The sequence below is a fragment of the Gordonibacter sp. 28C genome (genome assembly GCF_003339845.1).
In the GTDB taxonomy this organism is placed as follows: Bacteria; Actinomycetota; Coriobacteriia; order Coriobacteriales; family Eggerthellaceae; genus Gordonibacter.
Genome location: NZ_PPTR01000006.1, coordinates 139,428 through 163,289, shown reverse-complemented (window position 1 = coordinate 163,289; position 23,862 = coordinate 139,428). Strand labels below are relative to the sequence as shown.

Here is a 23,862-nt window from a genome sequence, read left to right as displayed (position 1 = left end):
GCCGCGCGCTTCGGCGGCCGGTTCCCGCGACACGTCGCCGGGACCGGCCGCCTTTTTCTTTGGCGGGGGCGTTCCGTCGACCGGGCTGGCAAGGCTCCGCGGTCATGTGGAGTTCGTTTGAACGGCGAACTTTCTCGAAGGTACGGGGTATTTTCACTTCGCTATACTTGAGGGGAACGAGACGAGAAAGCGCGCTCCCAGCGCGCGCAACCACAGGGGTGAGACGGCATGACGGCGCTTCACGGCGAGGCTTTGATGCGACACGATGCCGCGGAACCCGTGCAGGCGGGCGTGTGGAAGGGATTCCTCTGATGACCGCCTTCCCGACACGTCGCGCCGAGGCGACGACGTCCCGTTCGAACATGCTGTGGTAAGCGGCAGCTTTCTTCGAACCCCACCAATCTTTCCAACCGCATAGGGCCCGCAAGGCCGTTGGCGCACGACGCGATCGAGCATCCGCGCAGGCGAACCGCCGCGCTTTCCGTTCGACCGCCGCTCAAACGTCGCGTCCGCACGCCTCGTCGGCGCCTGCTCTTTCCGAAGAAAGGCAGTGACCAAGTTTTGAAAGCAGAACAACCGGTGGCCGCGCAGCAGCACAAGGCCACGCGCAAGGAGCTCACCATCATCGGGGTCGTGCTGGCCGGCGCGTTCCTCGCCATCCTGAACCAGACCGTCCTCTCCCCGGCCTTGCCGAAGCTCATGGAGACGTTCGACATCACGGCCGGCACGGCGCAGTGGGTGACGTCCATCTACCTGCTGGTGAACGGGATCATGGTTCCCATCAGCGGGTTTCTGATCGACCGGTTCCCCACGCGCAAGCTCTTCTTCGCGTCCATGATCGCGTTCATCGCGGGCACGGCGCTCTGCGCGGTGGCGCCGTCGTTCCCCGTGCTCATCGTGGGCCGCGTTCTGCAGGCGGCCGGCGCGGGCGTGCAGCTGCCGCTCGTGGCCGTGGTGCCCATGCTCATCTTCCCGCCCGAGAAGCGCGGCACGGCCATGGGCATGTCGGGCATCGTCATGAGCTGCGCGCCGGCCGCCGGCCCCGTGGTGGCGGGCGGCATCATCGACGCCATGGGCTGGCGCGCCATGTTCGGCGCCATGCTGCCGTTGGCCGTGATCGTGCTGGCAGTGAGCTTCTTTTTGCTGGCGAACGTGGGCGAGCTCAAGCGGCCGCACCTCGACGTGCCCTCCATCCTGCTGTCCACGGTGGCGTTCGGCGGCCTGTTGTACGGGTTCTCCAGCGCGAGCACGCTGGGGTGGGGAAGCCCTCTGGTCGTGCTGCCCATCATCGTGGGCGTGGCGGCGCTCGTGTGGTTCGTGCGGCGCCAGCTGCACATCGACGAGCCGCTGCTGCAGCTGCGCGTGCTGAAGCGCCCGACGTTCGCCTACTCGGCCGTCATCGTCACGGTCATCAACTCGGCGCTGTCCGTGGGCAGCGTCATCCTGCCCATCTACCTGCAGAACGTGCTGGGTCTGACGGCGTTCGAGACCGGCATCCTCATGACGCCGGGAGCGGTGTGCACCATCTTCTTAAGCCCCGTGAGCGGCATGCTGTTCGACAGGTTCGGGCCGCGCGTCATCGCGGTCGTGGGCCTGACCGGGCTGTTCGGTTCCATGCTGGCGCTCGCGTTCGTGGGGTCGACCACGGCCATCTGGTACTTGGTGTGCGCCTACGTCGTACAGTCGTCGGGCTTGACGCTGGCCAACATGCCCATCACCACCTGGGGCATCAACTCGCTTGAGAACGACCAGATAGCGCACGGCAACGCCATCTCCAACACCGGCCGCCAGGTGGGCGGCGCCATATCGACGGCGCTCATCGTCACCATCATGACGATGGTGACGGCGGCCAACGCCGACGCCGGCCCCGTGCAGTCCACCGCCGCCGGCATCGACGTGGCCTACGGCGTTTCGGCCGCCATCGCCGCCGTGGCGCTCGTGCTGGCCGTTCTGAAGGTGCGCAACCGCCGCAAGCCGGAACAGCGCGGCGCGGCGAGCATCGAGCTGGTTCCGGATTCGACGGTGGCCGACGACGAGGTCGCGGCGCGTCTTGCCGAATCGACGCCGGTGCCGAAAACCGCACGTGCCGGCGAAACCGCGCGAGGCGCCCAGCCGCCCGTCGCGCACGAGACCCCCGAGGGAGCAGCCTTATGAAACACCCGGTGAAGGACATCATGGAGCAGGAGGCCTACACCTGCCGCTACGACCAGACGCTCGGCGAGGTCGTGCAGATATTCAGCGAGAAGGGCACGAGCGGCATCACGGTGGTGGACGAGGACGACCGGGTGGTGGGCTTCATCAGCGACGGCGACATCATGAAGGCCGTGGCCGAGCAGAAGACGCGCTCCATATTCAGCGGCTACTCCACCATGCTGCTGTACGACAACGAGTCGTTCGAGGACAAGGCGCGCGCTCTCAAAGACCGCAACGTCATGGAGCTGGCCACGAAGAAGGTGCTGTGCGTGCTGCCCGACCAGTCCGTCGGCAGCGTGGCCGACATCCTGGGCAAGCGCAAGTACAAGAAGATCCCCGTGGTGGACGACAAGGGCGTGCTGGTGGGCGTGGTGCGCCGCGCCACCATCACGCGCTACATCTTCCGGCTGCTGTTCGGCGAGGAGGTCTAGGTACCGGCCCTGCTTCCGCTTTTCCTCCCTTACGGCTCCACGATGTTGAAGAAGAAGTCGAACTCCGTCAGGTGCTCGGTGAGCTTGGCGATGACGTTTTGGTCCCCTTCGACGGCTATCGAGGCGGCCTGCGCGTCGGCGTCGCGGTTGAGGATGGCGAACATGCCCAGGCGCGGCATCGAGAGCGTGGCGTCGGCATCTTCCGCCTGCGTGCCGCGTTCGTACAGCACGACGCCCGAGCGCACGGTCAGCAGGTAGGGGTCCTCGTCGGTGAACGCCAGGTTCACGGTGAGGTTCAGGTTCTCGGCCGCGTTCGCGTCCAGCAGGATGCCCAGGTAGTCCAGCATCATGGCGGGCGTCATGGCGCGCAGGATGTCGGAACTGCCGGTGGCCTGGTATTTCGGGTCGGCGTCCACGCCGTCGCGCAGCTCCTTCGCGCCGGTGAGGTAGGCGTTGCGCCAGGGGCCCGATTCGGCTTGGAAGCCCAGCTGCTCGAGCGCGTCGGCGCACAGCAGGCGCGCGGCACGGTTGCCGGGGTCGGCGAACACCACGAGGTTCGTCACCTCGGCAACCCACTGGTACGCACCCGCTTCGAAATCCTTCGCGGCCTTCGCCAGCACGGCGTCCGCGTCGCCGAAGTATTCCACGAACTTCTTGGCCGACTCCGCCGGGGGCAGGGCGGCCAGGTGCACGGGGTTCGCGTCGTACCAGCCCATGTACTTCTGGTACACGGCCTTCGCGTTGTGCGACACCGTGCCGTAGTACTGGCGCGTGTACCAGTTCTTCTCCAGGTCGGCAGGCAGCTTGATGGCGTGGGCGATCTCGTTGGACGTAAGGCCCTGGTTCACGTACATGAGCGTTTGGTCGGCGATGAACTTGTACAGGGCGGCGGTGTTCGTGAGGTAGTCGCGGATGAAGTCGGCGCCCCAGTGCGGCCAGTTGTGCGCCTGGAACGTCACCTGGGCCTCGTTGCCGTAACGTGCGAGCGTTTCCATGAGGTAGTTCGCCCAGGCGTTGCCGTCGCGCACCTCCGCGCCGCGCAGGGTGTACAGGTTGTGCAGCGTCGCCGTGCAGTTCTCGGCCACCCACAGCGCCCGGTAGCCGGGGAACCACGTGTTCATCTCGGCCGGAGCCTCGGTGCCGGGCGTCATCTGGAACTCCATGTCCACGCCGTCGACGGTGCGCGTCTCGCCCGTCGTCGTGACGACGTCGTTCGGCGCCAGGTAGGATACGGTGCCCGTGGATTGCCCCATGCCGATGCCGATGGACAGCTTGCCGGTGGGCGAGGCCTTCAGGAACGTGCCGTACTGGTAGCCGGCGCGCCGGCCCATGGCGTTGCCGGCGTACACGTTCTCGGCCACGGCGTGCTCGGCGAAGCCCTGCGGCACGATGATGGGGATGTTGCGCGCGGCGACCTCCTCCTCGGACACGATGCCCTTGATGCCGCCGTAGTGGTCGATGTGGGGATGGCTCATCACGATGCCCGTCACCGGGCGCTCGCCCAGGTTGTCGGTTACCAGCTGGAACGCGGCGCGCGAGCACTCGCAGCTCATAAGCGGGTCGAACACGATCCAGCCCGTGTCGCCGCGGACGAAGGTGATGTTCGTCATATCGTAGCCGCGCACCTGGTAGATGCCGTCCATGACCTCGAACAGGCCGTAGAGGTGGTTGATCTGGGCGTTGCGCCAGAGGCTGGGGTTGGCGGTGTCGGGCGCGTCGGCAGGGCCGGTTCCGTCCGCGTCGGCCGCCGCGCTCGTTTCGTCCACGTCGCCGGCGTTGCCCGAGCCGTCGAGGAACGCGTAGGCTTTCTGGCTCCACACCACCTTGCCGTTGTCGTCGGCGATCTCCAGCGTGTCGGGCGCGGCTATGAGCCCGCGCGTGGCGAACTCCCGCTCGGTTTCGTCGGAGAAGTCGAGCAGGGCGTACACGCCCTCGTTGGCTTCGGCGGTGGCGTCGGTCGCGGGTTTCACGTCGGCGTTCAAGTTGTCGAGCGCGGCTTTCCCGGCAGATGCGCCGTCGGCTTCGGCGCCCCCAGCCGCGCAGCCGCACAGGGCGCTTCCCGCTGCCACGAGAGCGCCGGTGGCGAACGCCCCGGTCACGAACGTGCGGCGGTCGAGCGCGTGATGATGTCGGGTCATGTCGGGTCCTTTTCTCGCTTATGTCTTCAATGGTGCAAAAAAGCGTTGAGCGTAATTATGTCCTTATTCGTCCGTCGTGTCAGCCTGTCGCCTTGCGCGCGCGGATGCGCGCGAAACGAACGTCATTGCGCATCCCAGCGCGGCGATTGCGGCTACGGCGGCCACCATCGGGGTGTACGGGTCGATCGCGTCGCCTGTGGGGGCGAGCGACGCCGGGTTGCCGGCCGGAACGGACGGCGCCGCGTCGTTCGTCGACGTCACGACGGCGAACGGCGTGAGCGCGTCGATCTCCACGTACGCCCTGCCGTCTTTCACAAGGGCGTCGAGCGTCGTAACGCCGTCCACGTGCTGCTGCAGGACTTTGACGGTGCCGCCGCGCTGCCCCTCGGCGAGAGGGAAGCTGAGCGTGACGGTTCCTTCAAGGGGCGATTGCCCCGACTTCTTCGCCACCACCGGCAGGAAGGCGTTGTAGCTTGCCGTCATCGCGCCGAGCAGCCCGTTGTCAAGCGCATGCCGGTACAGCGTTTGGCGTTCGACGTCGCTTTCGCTAAGAGGGGCGATGGCGAGCTGGGCGGCGGCGTGCATGGTTCCCGTGAGGGTGACGCCGGTCGCCTCGTCGGTGACGGTTCGCTGGATCATCGGATCCTTCAGCTGATAGGGGTAGCCGTTGTTTTCTTCCGCGTTCCACGTCCAGAAGTTCATGTTGCCGACGACTTCCTTGTTGAGGGCTTGCTCGAGTAGGAACGAGGCCATGGCTTCGTTTTCCATCACGGTTAGGCTCGCGTCGGGGCTGTCCCCCTGGTAGCCGGTTCCGAACGGTTTCGATACCACGTCTTTGCGCACGAAGCTCGAGAACACGTCGTGATGGTTCTCGCCGATGAAGCTTCCTCGGATGCTCCCCGTCACCTCGCTGCCGCAGTAGTAGGTGTTGTGCACGTCGGCGTAACTGCGCGCGATGAGGCCGCCCACGCTGTGACCGCTGCGTACGCGTCCCATTGCGTAGCTGTTCCACACCGTCGAGCCGCTGTCCGAATAACCGACCAGGCCGCCTCCGTGGCCGCCGTTCGCCGAAGCCGAAACATCGGCGCCCGACCAGGAGTTGATCACCTGTCCGCGGTTGTAGGCGACGAGCCCGCCCGCGTCGTATCCCGTGATTGTCACGTTGATGAGCGGAAGGTAGCTGGGATCGAGGAAAGTCAGATCGGTGAGGCTGGGGTCCACCGTGATGCCGGTTTGCGCCGAGCCGGTCGAGCAGTTGTCGATAATGCCGTAGTTGGCTCCCGCCAACCCGCCGATGGTGTGGTTCGCGTCGTTGCCCCGGTAGTCCATCGCATAGACCGCGACGTCGTGCACGACGGCGCTCGCGTCGATGACGCCGAAGATGCCCCCGAATTTCTGCGTTGCAAGCGGGCCGGTTTCCATGTTCATGGTGAAGCCGCCGATGGCATGGCCTGCTCCGTCGAAGGTGCCGGCGAACGGATGGTCTTCGGTGCCGATAGGGGTCGACCATACGGGGAAGGGAAAGCGCACATTGACGATGTCGTCGGCGAGGCGGAAGGTGGCTCCCCGGTACATGCCCGCGTGCTGATCGTAGGCGGCGGACACCTTCACCAGGTCGTCGAGCGTGCTCACCAGATAGGCGCCGTCGGCGTCCTGTGCGAAGTGCAGCGGGTTCGGCTCGGCCTTGCCAGGGGTCCCCACGAGCGAGGCCTCCTGATAGGGCATGGTGAACGTGAACACGGCGTTGTTCGTGCCGCCGGTCACGAGGTTCGCCGTGTCGGCGCTGGCGAACGTTTCCAACACGTCGCCGTCGGCGCTTTTGAGCACGAGCGCGTCGAGCGCGGCGGTATCCGCCGCCGTGACGGTCAGCTTGACGCGCGTGCCGGCCGGCACGTTGGCGGGCAGGGCGTTCCCCGACAGGTCGGTCGCCGCAAGGGCGAGGCCGCTACCCTCGGTCACCAGGTGGAGCGGATGCGCTTCGCGCTTGTTCGGTTCCTGCGCAAGCACGGCGAGCAGGCGTGAGTCCGGCGCCGTGTCCTCGGCGGTGAGGGAGGCCTTCGAATTCGAATAATCGCCGCTTGTGGGGATGAGGGTGCTGTACCAGTAGAACGTGGTGTAGTGGTTCTGCCTGATTGCGCCCGTGGGGTACATCGGCTCGACATACGAGTTCATGACCACGTACGCCTCGGATCCAAGCGAGCTCATGCCGTTTTTCGCAAGGTGGCCGACCAGCGACCCGCCCGAGCTCTTGTAGCTGTTGCCCTGCACGATGGGCGCGAGCGGGGAGAAGTCCTTCGGCATCTTGTACACTCCGTCGGCGGTCGATTGGAGGTTGTAGAAGTCCTGATCGGGGAATCCGACGTACTCGTTCGAGATCGGCAGGAACCCTTCCGATATCTTCTCCCAATAGCGCATGCCGTGAATGACGTCGCCGGTTCTCGAGCCGTACGTGAGTCCGACGTCGCCGTCCACCACGAGGTACACCTGACCGCCCACGCTTGCGCGATAGGCCTTCATCGTCTGGGTGGTTTTTTTCGCTTCGGCGGTGTAGTGCCAGGTACGGGTCTGGTAGCCGTAATGGTCGTCCCAGTGGTAATAGTCGAAGCTTCTGCTCGAAGACGGCTGGTAGCTGAACGAGTAGCTCGTCTCGAAGTCGTAGGGACGCATGAGGGTGAGCAGGTCGGTGCGGGGCCAATCGGCCGCGTTGTCTTTGTTGGCGTATTCCGAGGAGACGTAGTTGATGTCGCGGACGACGCGGTCGAGGTTGGTGGTCAGCTCGTTTTCGAGGTCGAGCACCTTTTGCTGGAGCGCGACGTCGTTCGGGTCGCTGGCGGCCTTCGCCGCCCAGTAGTCGTATTCGAGGCGTTCCACGTACGTGATGACGCCAAGGTTCGTGGCTACGTCGTTGATGCCCGCTGTGAGCAGGGCAAAGCGTTGGTGGTCGAACGCGAGCGTCTCATCGGCGTACTGGTTGAGGTAGTACAGGTAGCGGTGGTTCGTGTAGCTGCCCATGTTCACGCCGTAGTTTTCCACGGTGGTGAGGTCGTTTCGGTAATTAAGATCGTCGAAGGCCTTCACCAGCGCGCGCTCTTTGGTTTGCGCATCCTGCAGGCGATGCGCTTCGTTCGTGGTTCCGATGGCGTCCGAATAGTCTTTCGATGCCTGGATGTACGCGGTGTAGGCGGTGAGCGCCGGCGCGTAAACCGAGATGCTCATTTGAATGATCTGCTTGCGCTGTTCTTCGATCTGGTTGAGGGTGATGGTTCGCTCTAACTCGAGGAACTGCGCGTCGATGTGGTTTTCGAGATCGGTGATCTGCAGACTCAGCTCGTTGACCGCGCCGAGTATCTTGTCGCACTCGTGCTCGATGCTCGCGCTGCCGCCGAGAATCCCGTCGACGAAGTCCACGACTTTGACGAGGTCCTCGTTGCCCGAAGCGTCCGCCGCATTGCCAAGGGAGTCGAGCGCGGCCGTGGCCACGAGGTCGAAGCCGATGTCCAACAGCTTGTCGATAGCCCACTCGGCGGGTCCGCGGACGGCGGGCCCGCTGCTCAGGTCGTCGTCAGAGGTTGCGACGATGGCGGGCTTTGATGGTTCGTTCGGCTCGATGTCGCCGTCGGGGGCGGCTGGGAGGTTGTTTTCGCCGTCGGGCTCGGTATTTTCGTCGGTCTCGCCCGCCTTGGCGAGCGCCTGCGAAGGCTCCGAAGTGCTGGGCGCGCTGGTTGCGTCGTTGGGATCGGCGTGTGCTTGCGACGCACGTCCCAAGGATGTGATGGGGGCGGCCGAAAGGCCGAACACGAGCACACAGGCTAGCGCGATGCGACCGAAGCAGGCGAAGGCGCCTCGACATCGGTTTCGATTTGCTGAACGGTGTCGAGGGGCGTTGCGAAGGCGGTTCGGTGCGGAAAAGCGGTTCGTGCCGTCTGCCATGATCAATCCTCCTGATTTTAGGATTATCCGACACCACGATACGCGTTGCGGGAAAAAGAAAACATCGGCCGGTACGAGGGTTTTACAGAAGTTCTGCCGGATGCTTTGCTATCCTGAGGAAAGACTGCCACGCCGAATGCGAAGAGAGCGAGTCGGATTCATGGATCAGGAAGCCCCCATCGACAGCGCACTCCTGCTGAGCGATAAGTTCACGCCTGCGGCGCTGCCGGAGGTGTGCGCGCCACGCCGTAGCCTCATCGGTTGCTTCGACGCCGCCAGTGCCCTGCGATTCGGTTACGTGGGGGCGCCGGCGGGCAGCGGCAAAACCGTCTCGACGCTGCTGTGGCTGAAAGCTCGCAAGCGCAAGGTGGTGTGGATCGGCCTCGACCGCTACGACAACGCGCCTACGGTGTTCTTCAAGCTGCTGGCCACGGGCCTGTTCTCGGTGCAGCCTGACAACGAGGGCATGCGCCGCATCCTTGCAAGCCCGTCGTTTTCCGCATCTCCCGTCGAGCACGTCATCATGATGCTGGCCGAGATGCTGCCGCCTGCCGAACAGCATGCGCTCGTGTTGGACGACGTGCACCTTGTCACGAACCGCGAGATCATGAAGGCGCTGCCGGCCGTGCTCAAGCGCCTGCCCGGCGCATTCTCGGTGTTCCTGCTGTCGCGCAACGAGCTGCCCGACGAGCTGCGCAGCGTCGTGAGGGAGCCGGCGCAGCTTATCGGAGTCGACGACCTGCGCTTCACCGAAGACGAGATACGGCGCTACTTCAAAAGCCTGGGGCGCACGCTCACGTCCGAGGAGTCGCGCGTCGCGTTCGTCGCCACGGAGGGTTGGGCCATCGGCGTTGCCGCCGTGGCCAAAACGGGGCGGATCGATTCGGGCAGCAGCCTCTACCTGTTCGCCAGCTACTTCGAGTCGCAGGTATGGAACGCGTGGGATCCGGCTCTGCGCGATTTCTGTTTGCGCACGTCGGTGGTGGACGAGTTCGACCCGGAGCTGGCCCAGCTGCTGACGGGACGGGAGGACGCTCGCGCCGTCATGGACGAGCTCAACCGCACGAACACGTTCCTCAGCCGCCTGCACGGCGACACGTACCGCTACCATCACCTGTTCCAGGACTTCCTGCGCGAGAAGGCCGGGACGGACGGCGTCGACCGGTCGACGCTGTGCAAGGCCGCCGCCGCGTACTATCGCGAGCATCGCGACTATTCGCGCGCGCTGCGCTTCTGGATGGAAAGCGGCGACTACCGCGGTATCGACGCTTACCTGCTGCTGTTCCTGTTCGAAAACAACCGTGGCAACGTCGCCGAGTACGCCGACTTCCTCAACACGTTCTTCGTGACCGGCATTCCCGAGCGCGCCTTCAAGGAATGCCCGCCGCTGCACGTCTTGGGGGCGTGGCACGCTTACCTCACCAGTCGCCGCGAGCTGTTCGAACGCCATATGGACGCGGTGTACCGCAACCTTCCGCGCATCGCCCGCGCCGACTCGCGGTTCATGGAATACGCCCTTTTGGCTTACAGCGTGGACCATCGAACGGGCATTTTGGAGAAGGTGAGGCACTTCCGCACGTTCGGACGGTTCATCAAGCGGTTCACGCCCGAGGGGCTGGCCACGAACATCGCGTCGTTCACGCACAACCTGCCCTACATGCATCGCAGCAACCTGGACTACTCCGACCTGGCGCTGGAAAAGGATAGTATGCGGAAGCTGGAGGGCAACTTCTCGCTTCTGCTGGGCCAGGAGTGGCGCTACATCGAGCCAGGTCTTCCGGCGTGCTTCGCCTACGAGCGCAATCGGCTGGACGAGGCGCTAAAGGGTATCGAGCGCGTGCGGACCGCCATGGTTCCCGACAACAAGGTGGAGGGCCGCATCTGCGTGGCCGTCATGCATCAGCAAATTCTCTGGCAGTTGGGCCGCGCGGACGAGGCCGATGCCGTGCTGGAGGAGCTCGACGGCTTGGTGGAGCGCGAGGCGCCGTTCTTCCTGCCGAACCTCAAGGCGCACCGGGCGAAGTTGGCGCTGTTCGACGCCGACAAGCGCGTCGCGCGCGCCTGGCTCGACGAGTTCTTCGTCACCGAGGTCGACCGGGTGGAGCTGTACCGCGTGTCCCAGCACTTCACAACGGCGCGGGCGCACCTGGCGCTGGGGCATCGGGCGGAAGCCCTGGGCGTCATCGATTTGTTGGATCGGTTCGGGCGGGAGTTCAACCGCCCGCTCGACGTGGGCGAGGCCGGTGCGCTCAAAGCGTCGCTTCTGTGGGCGTACGGCAAGAAGGCCGAAGCTGCGGACGCGCTTTCGGACGCGCTCGCGGCGCTTGCTCCTTTCGGGTTCGTGCGCGTGGTGGCCGACGAGGGCGCTTCGGTGGAGCCGGTGCTCAAACGCCTGCTCAAACAAGTATCCATGCCGGAGTACGACGGCCCTTTGACGCGCGCCTACGTGCACGATCTGCTGCTGGCCGCCCATGCCGCCGCCCAGCGCCATGCGGGCGTGACGGCGAACGTCGTGCCGAAGAAGAAGCCCGTCAAGCTGTCCCGCCAGCAGGCGCTCATGCTCACGCTGCTTGCCCGGGGCCGTTGCAACGGCGACATCGTCGAGGAAACGGGCCTGTCGCTGTCCACGGTGAAGAGCCACACGGAGGCCGCCTACCGCAAACTGGACGTGCACAACGCCATGGACGCCGTGCTGAAGGCGCGCGAGCTGGGATTGATAGAGTAAGCAAGGGGCGACACCGGGCCGCCCCTTGCTTCAGGACGGAGTGGATGCTACTCGCTTCTCAGCGCTTCCACGGGGTCTTTCCTGCTGGCGGCGCTCGAGGGGATGAGGCCGGCCAGGAACGTGAGCAGCATGCTGATGCCCACGAGGACGATGGCGGCCTGCCAGGGCAGCTGGGCCACGTTCGCCACGTCGAAGTTCGCGTAGACGATGGCGTTGGCGGGGATGCAGGCCAGCGCCGTCACGCCGATGCCGATGGTGCCGGCCACGAAGCCCACGATGAGCGTCTCGGCGTTGAACACGCGGCTGATGTCGCCCTTGCTGGCGCCGATGGAGCGCAGGATGCCGATCTCCTTCTTGCGCTCGAGCACCGAGATGTACGTGATAACGCCGATCATGATGGACGACACCACCAGAGAGATGGCCACGAACGCCACCAGCACGTAGCTGATCATGTTCACGATGTCGGTGACCGACGACATGAGCGTGCCCACGAAGTCGGTGTACGTGATGACCTTGTCCTCCTGGCCGTCGGCCGTCATGCGGTCGTTGTAGGCGTCGAGGATGTCGATGACCTTCTCTTTGCTCTCGAAGTCGATGGGGTAGATGTCGATGCCGCCCGGCTTGTTGAAGTCGGCGTAGCCCAGCTTCTTCAGGTTGTTGTCGTACGAGGCGTCCTCTTTGCCCATGAGCGACATCATAAGCTCGCCGAGCTCGTCCTCGCTCATGTTCATCTTGAAGGCTTCTTGGAACTTGTCGGGGTCGATGGACATGGCGGAGGCCATGTTGTTGGCCATCTGGTTCATGGATTGCTGCAGAGCCGAGGTGACCTGCGTTTGCAGCTCGTTGGACATGGCGGTCATATAGGTGGTCATGGTGGTTTGGACGTAGCCTTGCAGGGCGGTGGCGAGCTGGGCTTGCAGGGCGTCCTGGTCGACCATGCCCTGAACGGCTGCAGCGATTTGACCCTGCACCGCAGGCTGGCTCATCCACTCTTGGGCGGTCATGGGCTTGGCATCGGGATTGTAGTCGGGATTGGCGATGATGTTGCCGTTCGCGTCCTTGATGTAAGGCGGGTTGCCGGCGTTGAAGTCCTGCAAATACTTCGCATAGCCTTCCATGAGGGTGGTCATGAGACCTGAAACCTTGTCGACGGGCAGGTCGATGTTGAGCGATCCGCCGATCTCCTCCATGTTCGGCGCGGGGGCGGCGGGCATGTTCTGCAGGCTGCCCTGCAGGTTCAGCGCGCTGGACATGTCCACGGCAAGCTTGCTCTGGTCGATGGTGAAGGCCGCTTGGATGGCGTCGCCGTCGATGGTGAACAGGGACTCCATGTTGAAGCCGCTTTCGCCGTCGTCTTCCTCGCCGAAGGGCTTGCCAGTGAACACGTTCGTGTCGGGGTGGGCCAGCTGGTCTTTCACGATGGTGCTGTCGGCCGCCTGGTCGATCACATAGTCGGTGAGCGAGGACGGGTAGTTTATCCCCGAGCTGAGCATGGTGGCCGACGCGCCCTCGGCCGGCTGCACCACGCCCACGATCTTGATGTCCTCGCCGTTCGCCACCAGGTCGCGCATGTAGTTGGTGTCGTCCGTCTTGTCTTTCCACACGCCGAACTCGTCGTCATGCACGTAGTAGTCGGTCGCCTTCACCAGCTTGAACGTCACGCCCATGATGTCCTCGTACGAGGGGTACTCGATACCGGTGGGCGTGGTCACCTCCTCTTCGGCGGCGAACTGCTTGACCATGGTGTCGAGCTCGTCGGAGTTGCGCAGGCCCAGCGTGTACAGCATGAGGTCGCTCATGCTGCCGTTGCCGGTCAGCACCACCACGCATTCGTTGTAGCTTTCGGGCCATCTGCCGGCTTTGATGTCGTACTGGTACTCGTACAGGCCGGGGTCGCTGGGCATCTCGGAGAACATGTCGGTCGACATGGACATGGACATGAGGCTGTTCGAGCTGCTCGTGGAGCCGAGGCCCAGTGCGGAGAACGACTTGTCGGGGTTGACTTGACGCAGCTTCTCGGTGTTGGAGCTGTATATCTGCGGCGCCACGTTGTAGGAGTACTCGATGGCGTTCGTGTACTGGTCGATGCCGCTCTCGCCGCTGTCGAAGTACTCCTTGAGCGAGGCCAGGTCGTTCGAACCGATGCTCGAGAACATGTTCGTGACCATCTCCACGACGCGCACGGAGTCCTCGCTGCCGCTCTTCTCCTCGTCCGAACCCTCGGAGCCCCCTCCTGCGCCGCCGGTGGCCGCGCCCAGCATCATGGAGGTCATGTCGAAGCCGGTGCTCTGTATTTGCAGCGGGTATTCCGACAGCGTGTCCTCCTCCACGGACTTGATGTAGTTGTTCACGCCGTTGGCCAGGGCCAAAATGGCGGCGATGCCTATGATGCCGATGGAGCCCGCGAACGCCGTCATGAGCGTGCGGCCCTTCTTCGTCATGAGGTTGTTGAACGAAAGCGCGAGTGCGGTGAGAAACGACATGCCCGTCTTGCGCACGGGCTTCTCGCTCTCGTGCATCTCCTGCGCCGTGGGCTCGTAGGGGTTGGAGTCCGAGCGGATGACGCCGTCGGACAGGTTCACGATGCGGTTGGCGTACTGCTCGGCCAGCTCCGGGTTGTGCGTGACCATGATGACCAGGCGGTCTTTGGCGATTTCCGTGAGAAGGTCCATAACTTGGACGCTTGTTTTGGAGTCGAGCGCGCCGGTGGGCTCGTCGGCCAGCAGGATCTCGGGGTCGTTGATGAGGGCGCGGGCGATGGCCACGCGCTGCATCTGGCCGCCGGACAGCTGGCTGGGCTTCTTGTCCACATGGTCGCCCAAGCCCACTTCCTCGAGCGCCTTGACGGCCCGCTCGCGGCGCTCGGCGCGCGACACGCCCGACAGCGTGAGCGCCAGCTCCACGTTGGCCAGCACCGTTTGGTGGGGGATGAGGTTGTAGCTCTGGAACACGAAGCCGATGCGGTTGTTTCGGTAGGCGTCCCAGTCGCGGTCCTTGTACTGCTCGGTCGATATGCCGTCGATGACGAGGTTGCCCGAGTCGTAATGGTCGAGGCCTCCCACGATGTTCAGCAGCGTGGTCTTGCCCGAGCCGGAGGGGCCGAGTATGGCCACGAACTCGTTGTCGCGGAACGAGATGGACACGTCGTCGAGCGCGACTTGGGTGAACGTGCCGGTGGTGTACGATTTCCTTATATTGAGCAGCTGGAGCATGGAACTGCCTTTCGCTTCCGGCAGTCCGAGGGGCGGGCGATCGGGCGCCGATGCTAACGTGTGATGAACCCGTAAGGTGCTTGAGGTTAACATTTTAGGCGTATGCGCTTTCGAACGCCCGAGCTGCATCCAAAACCACACACTTCACAGGTACGATTGGGAAATGCCCTCGGAAGAGCCTCTCGCTTGCCCTATAATGTGAGGTTCGAATGAAGAAGGGACGACGTTTACGATGAAGGCATTTGCACGCGCATGGTCACCGGTGAGCCTGGCGCTGTCCTGCGTGCTCGCGTGCATCGCGCTGTGCCTGCATGCCGACAACATCTTGTTGTTCGCGTTCGAGAAGTCCTCTGCCGCAGGGCCGTTCGCATGCGCGTTCTTGGGAGGGGCGGTGACGTTGTGCCTGGCCGTGGCCGTGTCGGCGCATGACGACGAGCAACGCCGCTGGTCCATTGGCGTGGGGCTGGCGAGCGCCGGCGCGGGCGTCGGCTTCGCGCTGTTCCTCGACGCGCTGCCCGCGCTGATGACGGCGGTGTGCTCGGGCGCGCTTCTGGGCTTCGGGCTGACGTGCCTGCTGCGCCAGTGGGGGCGCTACTACCGATCGTTCACGTTCCAAGGGTCGCTGTTCAGCACGGGGCTGTCGTTCCTGCTGGGTTCGTGCTGGTGGTTCGCGATGATGCACGCCGGGTCGCCGTTTCTGTTCTGCCTGGGGCTGCTCGTGCTGGTGTTGAGCGGCGGCCTGCCGCTGCTGGCCAGCGACATCGTGCGCGCCGACGAGATCCGGGCGGGCCTGCGCGACGTCGACGAGAACTGGGTGCCCAGCGTTACCATATGGCAGGTCATGCGGCAGGGATGGGCCGCCGTGGCCGGCCTCATGTTCAACTTCTTCGTCATCGGACTCACGTTCTGGCCCCTCGCCTCGGGCTTGGGTGCGGGGATCGTGCCCAAGCCGTTGCCGTACCTGCTGGTGGCGATCGTGGCGTGGCAGGTGGCGTCGCGCGTGCGCGATCCTGCGGGAGGCATGCTCGAGACGTTCTACCGCGTGGGGTTGCCGGTTGCGGCCGCCGTCATGCTAACGGCTCCGGCGCTAGCCGTCCTGTTCCCGGAGGCCAACAGCCTGGCGCTCTCGGCGCTGTCGTACCTGGGCATCGCCGTGCTCAACGTGCTGGGGCTCGTGGTGCTGTTCTGGTCGGCGAAGAGCTCCGAGGTGGGCTTCTCGAAGATGTTCGCGGCTTTCTGCGCAAGCTGCGCGGCCAGCATGGCCTTGGGGATGCTGACGTTCCAGCTGCTGGGATCGAACGTCTCGCGCGGCGTTGCCCTGGTGCTGCTGGTGGCGTATCTGGCGGCCGTGCTCGTAGGCGAGGCGTGGCGCTTGTCCAAGCGGCGGCGGGAGGCGAATGCGGCAGCGTGCGCACCGACGGCCGAGGCGGCGTGCGACGACGAGCTGGCCGAGGCGTTTGGGAGCGGGGACTGATCCGAGCGCCCGAGGCTGCTCTGTGCTGTTTTTGGAGGGCCGTTCGCGCACCGTTTCCCCTTGTCGCGGAGTGGGAGTATCATTGATTTCGACAGTGATGGTTGCCGTGTCGCCAACGCGCGCGGCCGACTCCCCAGGAGGAATCATGGACAAGCATGTGTACGAGCTGCTCAACGATCAGATCAACAAGGAACTGTATTCCGCCTACCTGTATATGTCGTTCGCCGACTACTACGAGGACGAGGGTCTTTCGGGCTTCGCCAACTGGTACATGATCCAGGCGGCCGAGGAGCGCGACCATGCCCTGATCTTCCGCAAGTACCTGCTGGACAACGGTTGTTCCGTGAAGCTGAAGGCCATCGACCAGCCCGACAAGACGTTCTCGACCTACCTTGAGCCGCTGGAGGCCGCGCTCGAGCACGAGCAGTACGTCACGGCCCTCATCAACGACATCTACGGCGCCGCCCACGACGTCAAAGACTACCGCACCATGAAATTCCTGGACTGGTTCATCGAGGAGCAGCTGGAGGAGGAGACGAACGCCGAGGACATGATCACGAAGATGAAGCTGTTCGGCACCGACGCCAAGGCGCTCTACGACCTGGACAAGGAATACCAGGCGCGCGCGTACTCCGTGCCCACGCCGCTCGCAGGCGAGTAGCTTCGGGGTTTTCTCGAAAGAAGGTCGGCCGCGTTTTTCGGCTGACGAACAAAGGCCGCAAGCCGTTCTGGCTTGCGGCCTTTTTGCGCGTGGTGGGCGATAACGGATTCGAACCGCTGACCTTGTGCGTGTAAAGCACCTGCGCTCCCGCTGCGCCAATCGCCCGTGGTCTGCGCCTTGCGGCGGCAGAACAGTCATTCTCCCACAGAACGCGGGTTCGCGCAACGCGTCTCGTGCGCGCATCCTCCGTTTCGCCGGGTTTTCCACCGCGTCTTTTTTGCAGGCTGATTCGCTTTTGATTTAAACGCCATCAGGGTTTTAAATCCCTTCGTTTGATTTCCGTTGGAAGCGCGCTGGATTCGCGTTGGACGCATGCAAGGTCGGGACGGTCGATGCGTTGGAACCGTGCAAGATCGGGGCGGTTTCGCGTGGGGTGCCGTGACGGTTCCCCGGCAAGGTTGCGGATGCATACTGGAGGCACGGAACCCCAGATGCGGAGGCAGCGATGAAACGAAGGAAGACGACAACGGCGGTGGGCATCGCCTGCGGCGTGCTGTGCGCGGCGTGCGTGTTCGCCTACCTGCAAAGCGTGCGAGGCGATGCGGAGGCCGCCCGTGCTGAGGCGCTCTCCCGGTACGGAGGCGAGCAGATCGAGGTGTGCGTGGCGCGGCGCGACGTGGCCGCGGGCGAGAAGGTGGACGCGGCGGCGGTCGAGACGAAGCTGTGGGTGGCCGACCTGCTGCCCGCAGACGCGGCGCGCTCCTCGTCCGAGGTGGTGGGGCGCACGGCGACGTCCTCCATTCTGGCCGGCGAAGTGGTGTCGCTCAAGCGCTTCGGCGAGGCCTCGGCGTCCATCGACGTGCCTGCGGGGTACGCGGCGCTGAGCGTGCCGGCTAAAACGGTGCAGGCCGTGGGCGGGGCGCTGGCTCCGGGCGCGCGGGCCGACCTGTACGCCTCGGGAGACGTGTCCACGGCGGCCGTCGCTCGCGACGTGCTGGTGCTCGCCACGAGTTCGAGCGGGGCCGACGGCGCGGCCTCGGCCGACGTGACGTGGGTGACGGTGGCCGTGGAGCCGGAATCGGTGCAGGAGATCATCGCCGCGTCGCGCAAGGCGGAGCTGTACTTCGCGCTGCCCGCGTCCGACGGCGCAGGGGAGGCGGACGGTCGGTCGTCCGCCGGAACGGGAGGTTCGCTATGACGTCGACCGTGGCGCTGTGCGCCGATGCGGAGAGCATCCGGCGACCCGACCTTATCGGGCTGGCGGGCGAGAACCTGGCCCGGCAGGACTGGCTGCGCCTGTTCACGTCGGGCGAGGACGCCCGACGGTTTCTGCGCGGCGACCGCAGCGTGGACGAGGCGTGGGTGGCGGGAAGCGACGACGTGGAGCCCATCAACCTGGCCGCCGCCCTCAAGCGCGACCGCTCCGACCTGCGCGTGTGCCTGCTGGCGTTCGAGGGAACGGGCTCGCTGATGAGCCGCGCGACGGCTGCGGGAATCGACGCATCGCTCACGCGCCAGGCGTTCGTCGAGCGCTACGCGCAGGCGAAGCGGCGGCATGCGGACCGCAACGAGGCCGGGGGAGGGCGCGCCGCCGATCCGAAGAGCGTGCCCGGCGCGCAGCCGTCGCGTCCGGGCGCAGGGCCCGAACGAGGAGCGACCGCGCCCTCTTGCTTCGGAAGGGGCATGGAAGCGGTCGAGCTTCGGCGTGGAGAGGGGGCGGATGCGCGCGTCGATCTTAGCGAGCCGCGCTCGGCGGTCCGCGTCGCGTCGTCGCCGGCCGCGAGCCGGCCGACGGTCGCCGCGAGCCATCAGGCGTTCGTGCTGCCCGTGGTGAGCGGCAGCGGCGGAGCGGGAAAGAGCACGGTGGCAACGCTGTCCGCCCTGTTCGCGCAGGGCTTGGGGTACCGCACGCTGCTCCTCGACTTCGACTTGCGCTTCGGCGACGCGCGCGAGCTGGCGGGCGTGCCGAACGCGCTTGCCGTGGACGAGGTGCTGGCCGCGCCCGCCCGCGCTTCGTCGCTCGCGCCCGAAGGCCTCGTGCCCGCCGTGCTGGCCGCCCCGAAGCGGCTCGAGGACGCGGAATCGGTGGTTCGCGAGGCGCCGCGTCTGCTCGACGACCTGCAAGCCCGATTCGACGTCATCGTGGCGAACACGGGGGCGTCGTGGGCCGAGGAGCATGCGCTGCTGTTGGAGCGTTGCTCGAAGGCGCTGTTCCTGGTGGATCAAAGGCCGTCGTCGCTGCGCGCGTGCCGCCATGCGCTCGAGCTGTGCGCGCGGTGCGGCATCGCCACGGGGCCGTTCCTGTTCGCGGCGAACCGCTGCGCCAAGGGGGCTCCGCTCACGTCCATCGACGTGTCGTGCGCCCTGCGTGGCGCCGCGGCCGTGGAGCTGCGCGAAGGGGGAGGCGAGGTCGAGGAGCTCATGGGCGCCGGACAGCCGCTCGACCTCATCGCGGTGAAGAACGATTTGTGCACGAGCTTGGAGCATGTGCTGGTGGACGTGCTGCCCGGTTGCGAGGGCCGCACGCTGAGCGTGGCGGAACCGAGCGACGGGAGGGCGGAGCGGCGGTTCGGCCTGAACCGTCGACGCGGGGGAAGGAGGGGCAGGCCATGACTTTGTTGGAGCGGGTGCAGCGAGCGGGAAACGGAAAAGAGCCGCGCGACGGCTTGCGGGAGATCCCCGGCCTGGACGCGTTGAAGGAGCAGGTGCAGACGCTCGTGTCGGCCGACGAGGTGGCGGCCTTGCAGATGGAGAACCCCGGGCGCGCCCGCAACGAGGTGCGCAGCGCCTGCCGCCGCGTGTTCGAGGGCTCGGAATGGTCCGTCGTCTCTGCGGATCGTCGCGCGCGGCTCGAGGGCGAGCTCGTCGACGCGGTGTTCGGCTTCGGTCCTCTGGAGGGTTTGCTGGCTGACGACACCGTCACGGAGGTCATGGTGAACGGCCCGCGGAACGTATTCTTCGAACGGGACGGGCGCTTGTTCCGCAGCGACCGGGCGTTCTCCGACGAGGGGCAGCTCCGTGCGCTCGTCGATCGCGTGCTGGGGCCGCTGGGCCGTCGCATCGACGAATCGTCGCCCATGGTGAACGCCCGTTTACCGCAGGGGCATCGCGTGCACGTCGTGATCCCTCCCTTGGCTTTGGACGGCCCGGTGCTCACCATCAGAAAGTTCGCGCGGCGCGTGATGACGCTGGAGGACATGGAGGCCGGCGGATCGTTCGACGAGGCCATGCGGACGTTTTTGACGTGGGCGGTACGGGCGCGCAGGAGCGTGGCCGTGTCGGGCGGCACGGGGTCGGGCAAGACCACGCTCTTGAACGCGCTGTCGTGCGTCATCCCGCACCAAGAGCGCATCATCACGATAGAGGACTCGGCCGAACTGCGGTTTCTGGAGCATCCGCACGTGGTTCGCTTGGAGGCCCGCCCGCGCAATGCGGAAGGAAGCGGCGAGGTGACCATTCGCGACTTGGTTACGAACGCGCTGCGCATGCGGCCCGACCGCATCGTGGTGGGCGAGTGCCGCGGGGCTGAGGCGCTCGACATGCTGCAGGCCATGAACACCGGACACGACGGCTCGCTCACCACGCTGCACGCGAACACTCCCGAGGAATCGGTGGCCCGCCTGACCACGATGGTGCGCTACGGAGCCGACCTCCCCGTGGACGTCATAGAGGCGAACATCGCCAGCGCCGTCGATTTGGTGGTGCAGACGGCGCGTGCGCTGGACGGTTCGCGGCGCGTAGCGGAGGTCGCGGCGCTCTCCTATGATCGCGAACGCCGTCGCTGCGTGGTGAATTCCTTGTTCAAACGAGGCGAAGCGGAAGACCGCGGGCGTTGGACGGCTGCCCCGGCGTGGACGGCCGACCTCCCGGCGCGCGGTTGCGCCGATGCCGAGGAGGTGGCCGCATGGAAACGCGCCTGCTGCTTGGCTGCTTGAGCCTGGCGCTCTCGTTCGCCGCCGCGACGTTGCTGGCATCCGGCTTGCTGGCGTCCGCTCCGCACCGTCGTGACGCGGCGTCTGTCGCGCACGGTTCCGACGCGCCGCGTGCCGGGCGTCTAGCGTGGAGGGTGCGCAACGGCTTCGCGCCGGCGATCCCGCTTGCCGACGCGCTGCTGGGAAGCGCGCGCGTGAGGCGGTTCGCGGACGAGGCGGTGCGTCTGCTGAAGGAGCGTCGCTTCGCCACCACCGAGCGGGCGCTGCTTTCCTGCGTCGTCGTGGCGAGCACGGCTTTGTGGTTGGCGGCCCTGGTTGCGACGCGGAGCGTCGCGGGAGCCCTCGCCGTCGTGACGTGCGCCCTGGCGGCGGTCGGGTGGCGCGTGCGGTCGTCGTGCGATCGCCGACGCGACGGCGTGCGGGACGCGGTGCCCGACGTGCTTCGGTCGATGGGGACGTGCTTCGAGGCGGGCCTCTCGCTGCAGCAGACGCTTTCCCAGGTGGCGGACGAGTCGAGCGAGCCTTTGCGCACCGTGTTCGCGCATGCGGCCCACGTGCTGGAAACCGGCGGGAGCGCCGCGCGGGCGCTCGAGGACGTCAGGCGGGCTTCCGGCGCCTCGGAGCTCGCGTTCGTCGCCGTGGCGCTGGACGTGCAGCACCAGACGGGCGGCAGCATGAAGCAGGTGCTCGACGCCGCGCGCGAGTCGGTGGAAGGGGAGCTCGCCCTCAAGAGGTCGCTCAAGGTGCAGACGGCCCAGGCGCGGTTGTCGGCCCAGGTGGTGAGCGTTATGCCGTTCGCGTTGGTGGCGGTGTTCTCCTTGGTGAGCGAGGACTTCCTGGCGCCGTTCTTCGCCAGCCCGGCCGGCTACGCGTTGCTGGCGCTGGCTTTGGGCATGCAGGCGGCGGGCGTGGGCATCGTGCGGCGCGTGCTGGCGGCGGGAGCCGCGTCGTGAACGGCCTCGGCGTTCTGACGGCTTTTGCCTGCGCGTTCGCCGGAACGTCCGGAGCGCTTCTCGGGCGGGCTGCGGCGCGGAGGCGCCAGGCGGCCGCACGTAGGCGCGCGGCGTTCGGCCGCCTGGCCGGGGGCGAGGCCGCCGCTGCCGCGACGGACGGGTGCGCCGGATTGGTGGTGCGCTACATGGCGGACCTGAGCCGGCGCATCGCGTTCGGGGCGACGCGGCCCCTCGCTCCGAACGCGACGGCGGATGCGCGCGTCCGACGCGAGAAGGCGCCGGGCGGCTCCATGGGCCGCTCCGAGGCCTGGCTCTCCGAGCACGCTCGAAAGGCGGGGATCGCTTCCGAGGTGAGCTTGGAGGGCTACCGGGAGAGCCGGGCGCGGTTGGCGCTCGCCCTCGCCCTTGCCGGAGCGCTCGTGGGGGCGGTGCTGTCGAACGAGTTCGCGCTGCTGCTCGGCGCGGGCGGGCTGTTGGCGGGCGCGGCCGCGCCGCGTTGGGCCGTGCGCGACGCCGAACGGCGCCGTGCACGGGAGGTGGAGCGCCACCTGTCGGAGATGCTGGAGGTGACGGCCCTGGGGTTGCGCAGCGGGCTGTCGTTCGACCGCAGCTTCGAGCTGTACGGCGGTCATTTCGCCACGCCCCTCGCGCAGGCTTGCCTGTCGGCTCGAAGGCGCTGGTCGTTGGGGCTGTCGACGCGCGACGAGGCGCTGCGCGACCTGGCGGCCTCCTACGACTCGGAGGCGCTCGCGCGCGTCGTGGAGAACGCGGTGCGGTCGCTGAGGTTCGGGTCGTCGTTGGCCGAGAGCCTGGAAGCGGCGGCGTCCGAGGCGCGCGCCGAGCATCGGGCGCGCATGGAGGAGCGGGCGGCCAAGGCCCCGGTGAAGATGATGATGCCCACGGGCGCCCTCATCCTGCCGGCCATGCTGCTGTTGGTGCTGGGGCCGGTGCTGCTGGAGCTGGCGAACGGGTTTTAGACGGCGGTCGCGCCCTCGCGACGAGGGACGCGCGGAAGAAGAGGAGCTTGCGATGGAGGTTCGGAGAGAGGGTCTCGCCCGCGTGCGGAATGCGGGGCGGTTGCACGGCGGGGTGTCGGGGCGCTGGCTCGACGGGTGGCGGGCGGCGTTGCCGCGCTGGTCGGCCGCGTGCCGCATGAGGCTTGCGCGGGCCAAGGGCCAGGGCACGACGGAGTACGCCATCCTGGCGGGCGTGCTGGTGGTCATAGCCATTTTGGCCATCACGGTGTTCCGGCCGAAGCTGCAGGAGCTGTGGGACGCCATTGCGAGCGGGATAAACGGGCTGTGACGCGCATGGCCGGCTTGCATGGGGGGCCGCCGCCCGAGTTGGCCGCGCGCGTCCCTCGGAGAGGATCGCGTGCGCTTCGCCGCCCGGTTCCCGCGCGCAGGACGCTTCGCGCGGCCTGCGGCGGGGAGCGTGGCCAGGGAACGGTGGAATTCGCCTTGGTCACGGCGGGGTTGCTCGCGGTGATCGTGGCATGCGGGGCGCTGTGGCGCTCCTTCGAGGGCGGCCTGTTCGTGGAGCACGCGCTGACGGCGGCGTCGCATCACGTGCAGGGCGTCGCGCCGGGCGCGGTGGCGGACGTGTTTCTGTATTGACGGGGAAGGGAAGGAGGCGGACATGGTCGGGCGGATGCCGAAGGGGTTCCGGGCGCTTAGCGTCGGGGGAGGAGAGCGGGGGCAGGCCACCGTCGAGGCGGCGGTGCTCATCCCCGTGCTGTTCGTGGCTCTGCTGCTGCTTCTGCAGCCGGGCATCCTGCTGTACGACCGCATGGTCATGCAGGGCGCGGCGGCGGAAGGTTGCCGGCTGCTCGCCACCAAGACCGAGGCGCTGGGCGACATGGACGGCAGCTGCGAGGCGTTCGTCCGCCATCGGTTGGGCGCGGTGCCCCCGCTCGACTGCTTCCATGTGCATCGCGGAGGGTGCAGCTGGGATATCGAGCTGGTTGGCGACGAAGGCTCGCAGACGGTGAGCGTGACCGTGGGCACCGACGTGCGGCCGCTGCCGTTGCTGGACGCGGGCGCCGCGCTGCTCGGCATGACCGACGCGGCGGGCAACCTGCACGTGGAGGCGACGACGTCGACGCCGACGCAGCCGGCATGGGTCGACGGCACGGAGACCGGGCGCGACCCGGCGAGGTGGATCGGGGCGTGGTTGCGATGAAAACGAGAACCTCGACGCCTGCCGTCCCCGCT

General features: G+C 66.4%; 16 protein-coding genes and 1 tRNA gene. 13 read left to right on the top strand and 4 right to left on the bottom strand.

What is annotated here, in order from left to right; translation table 11 throughout:
• Nucleotides 1-561 precede the first annotated feature (561 nt).
• Together C1878_RS09545 and C1878_RS09540 are read left to right on the top strand one after the other, a co-directional pair.
• Entirely contained in the window at nt 562-2,154 is a 1,593-nt protein-coding gene (locus tag C1878_RS09545; RefSeq protein ID WP_241963689.1) for an MDR family MFS transporter, read from the top strand.
• The gene (locus tag C1878_RS09540) at nt 2,151-2,624 is read left to right on the top strand and encodes an HPP family protein (RefSeq protein ID WP_114601383.1); all 474 of its coding nucleotides are present in this window, start codon (nt 2,151-2,153) and stop codon (nt 2,622-2,624) included. The genes C1878_RS09545 and C1878_RS09540 overlap by 4 nt, the downstream gene beginning before the upstream one ends.
• 29 nt (nt 2,625-2,653) lie before the next feature.
• Here the strand turns inward: C1878_RS09540 and C1878_RS09535 are convergent, their stop codons facing one another.
• Nucleotides 2,654-4,762: an alkyl/aryl-sulfatase gene (locus C1878_RS09535; protein ID WP_114601382.1), complete on the bottom strand. Its 2,109-nt coding sequence runs from the start codon at nt 4,760-4,762 to the stop codon at nt 2,654-2,656.
• Nucleotides 4,763-4,825: 63 nt separating this feature from the next.
• Entirely contained in the window at nt 4,826-8,566 is a 3,741-nt protein-coding gene (locus tag C1878_RS09530; RefSeq protein WP_114601381.1) for a hypothetical protein, read from the bottom strand.
• A 286-nt stretch (nt 8,567-8,852) separates the two neighbouring features.
• Between C1878_RS09530 and C1878_RS09525 the strand changes: the two genes are divergently transcribed.
• Complete coding sequence (locus C1878_RS09525) at nt 8,853-11,417, top strand: LuxR C-terminal-related transcriptional regulator (protein WP_199519320.1); 2,565 nt, start codon at nt 8,853-8,855, stop codon at nt 11,415-11,417.
• A gap of 47 nt (nt 11,418-11,464) precedes the next feature.
• Here the strand turns inward: C1878_RS09525 and C1878_RS09520 are convergent, their stop codons facing one another.
• Nucleotides 11,465-14,629, bottom strand: coding sequence for an ABC transporter ATP-binding protein/permease (locus C1878_RS09520; protein ID WP_114601380.1), 3,165 nt, complete (start codon nt 14,627-14,629; stop codon nt 11,465-11,467).
• 232 nt (nt 14,630-14,861) lie between these two features.
• On the opposite strand from C1878_RS09520, the gene C1878_RS09515 reads away from it, so the two are divergent.
• Together C1878_RS09515 and C1878_RS09510 are read left to right on the top strand one after the other, a co-directional pair.
• Nucleotides 14,862-16,103, top strand: coding sequence for a hypothetical protein (locus tag C1878_RS09515; RefSeq protein ID WP_147272929.1), 1,242 nt, complete (start codon nt 14,862-14,864; stop codon nt 16,101-16,103).
• A gap of 145 nt (nt 16,104-16,248) precedes the next feature.
• Nucleotides 16,249-16,764 (top strand): ferritin, encoded by a 516-nt coding sequence (locus C1878_RS09510; protein WP_114601378.1) that lies wholly within the window; start codon nt 16,249-16,251, stop codon nt 16,762-16,764.
• Between the two features lie 90 nt (nt 16,765-16,854).
• Here C1878_RS09510 and C1878_RS09505 read toward each other — a convergent pair.
• Nucleotides 16,855-16,929, bottom strand: a tRNA-Val gene (locus tag C1878_RS09505).
• 340 nt (nt 16,930-17,269) lie between these two features.
• On the opposite strand from C1878_RS09505, the gene cpaB reads away from it, so the two are divergent.
• The 8 genes from cpaB (at nt 17,270) to C1878_RS09465 (ending at nt 23,830) form a co-directional block, all read left to right on the top strand.
• Nucleotides 17,270-17,962, top strand: a complete 693-nt coding sequence (gene cpaB, locus C1878_RS09500) for a Flp pilus assembly protein CpaB (RefSeq protein WP_114601377.1) — start codon at nt 17,270-17,272, stop codon at nt 17,960-17,962.
• Entirely contained in the window at nt 17,959-19,377 is a 1,419-nt protein-coding gene (locus tag C1878_RS16890; RefSeq protein ID WP_241963688.1) for a chromosome partitioning protein ParA, read from the top strand. The genes cpaB and C1878_RS16890 overlap by 4 nt, the downstream gene beginning before the upstream one ends.
• Nucleotides 19,374-20,699 carry a CpaF family protein gene (locus C1878_RS09485; RefSeq protein ID WP_114601376.1) on the top strand — a complete coding sequence of 442 codons (1,326 nt, stop codon included), beginning with the start codon at nt 19,374-19,376 and terminating at the stop codon, nt 20,697-20,699. Before C1878_RS16890 ends, C1878_RS09485 begins: the two co-directional genes overlap by 4 nt.
• Nucleotides 20,669-21,649 carry a type II secretion system F family protein gene (locus tag C1878_RS09480; protein WP_114601375.1) on the top strand — a complete coding sequence of 327 codons (981 nt, stop codon included), beginning with the start codon at nt 20,669-20,671 and terminating at the stop codon, nt 21,647-21,649. Before C1878_RS09485 ends, C1878_RS09480 begins: the two co-directional genes overlap by 31 nt.
• Nucleotides 21,646-22,626: a type II secretion system F family protein gene (locus C1878_RS09475; RefSeq protein WP_114601374.1), complete on the top strand. Its 981-nt coding sequence runs from the start codon at nt 21,646-21,648 to the stop codon at nt 22,624-22,626. The genes C1878_RS09480 and C1878_RS09475 overlap by 4 nt, the downstream gene beginning before the upstream one ends.
• A gap of 52 nt (nt 22,627-22,678) precedes the next feature.
• On the top strand, nt 22,679-22,954 hold the full coding sequence (locus C1878_RS09470; RefSeq protein WP_114601373.1) for a class III signal peptide-containing protein: 276 nt from the start codon (nt 22,679-22,681) through the stop codon (nt 22,952-22,954).
• A gap of 143 nt (nt 22,955-23,097) precedes the next feature.
• On the top strand, nt 23,098-23,265 hold the full coding sequence (locus C1878_RS16740; protein WP_167510327.1) for a hypothetical protein: 168 nt from the start codon (nt 23,098-23,100) through the stop codon (nt 23,263-23,265).
• A 22-nt stretch (nt 23,266-23,287) separates the two neighbouring features.
• Nucleotides 23,288-23,830: a TadE/TadG family type IV pilus assembly protein gene (locus C1878_RS09465; protein WP_241963687.1), complete on the top strand. Its 543-nt coding sequence runs from the start codon at nt 23,288-23,290 to the stop codon at nt 23,828-23,830.
• Nucleotides 23,831-23,862 lie beyond the last annotated feature (32 nt).

Bases quoted from the DNA above. Each gene is read 5' to 3' on its own strand.
- C1878_RS09540 (WP_114601383.1), top strand. From the start codon at position 2,151: ATGAAACACCCGGTGAAGGACATCATGGAGCAGGAGGCCTACACCTGC.
- C1878_RS09535 (WP_114601382.1), bottom strand. From the start codon at position 4,762: ATGACCCGACATCATCACGCGCTCGACCGCCGCACGTTCGTGACCGGG.
- C1878_RS09525 (WP_199519320.1), top strand. From the start codon at position 8,853: ATGGATCAGGAAGCCCCCATCGACAGCGCACTCCTGCTGAGCGATAAG.
- C1878_RS09520 (WP_114601380.1), bottom strand. From the start codon at position 14,629: ATGCTCCAGCTGCTCAATATAAGGAAATCGTACACCACCGGCACGTTC.
- C1878_RS09515 (WP_147272929.1), top strand. From the start codon at position 14,862: ATGAAGGCATTTGCACGCGCATGGTCACCGGTGAGCCTGGCGCTGTCC.
- C1878_RS09510 (WP_114601378.1), top strand. From the start codon at position 16,249: ATGGACAAGCATGTGTACGAGCTGCTCAACGATCAGATCAACAAGGAA.
- cpaB (WP_114601377.1), top strand. From the start codon at position 17,270: ATGAAACGAAGGAAGACGACAACGGCGGTGGGCATCGCCTGCGGCGTG.
- C1878_RS16890 (WP_241963688.1), top strand. From the start codon at position 17,959: ATGACGTCGACCGTGGCGCTGTGCGCCGATGCGGAGAGCATCCGGCGA.
- C1878_RS09485 (WP_114601376.1), top strand. From the start codon at position 19,374: ATGACTTTGTTGGAGCGGGTGCAGCGAGCGGGAAACGGAAAAGAGCCG.
- C1878_RS09480 (WP_114601375.1), top strand. From the start codon at position 20,669: ATGGAAACGCGCCTGCTGCTTGGCTGCTTGAGCCTGGCGCTCTCGTTC.
- C1878_RS09470 (WP_114601373.1), top strand. From the start codon at position 22,679: ATGGAGGTTCGGAGAGAGGGTCTCGCCCGCGTGCGGAATGCGGGGCGG.
- C1878_RS09465 (WP_241963687.1), top strand. From the start codon at position 23,288: ATGGTCGGGCGGATGCCGAAGGGGTTCCGGGCGCTTAGCGTCGGGGGA.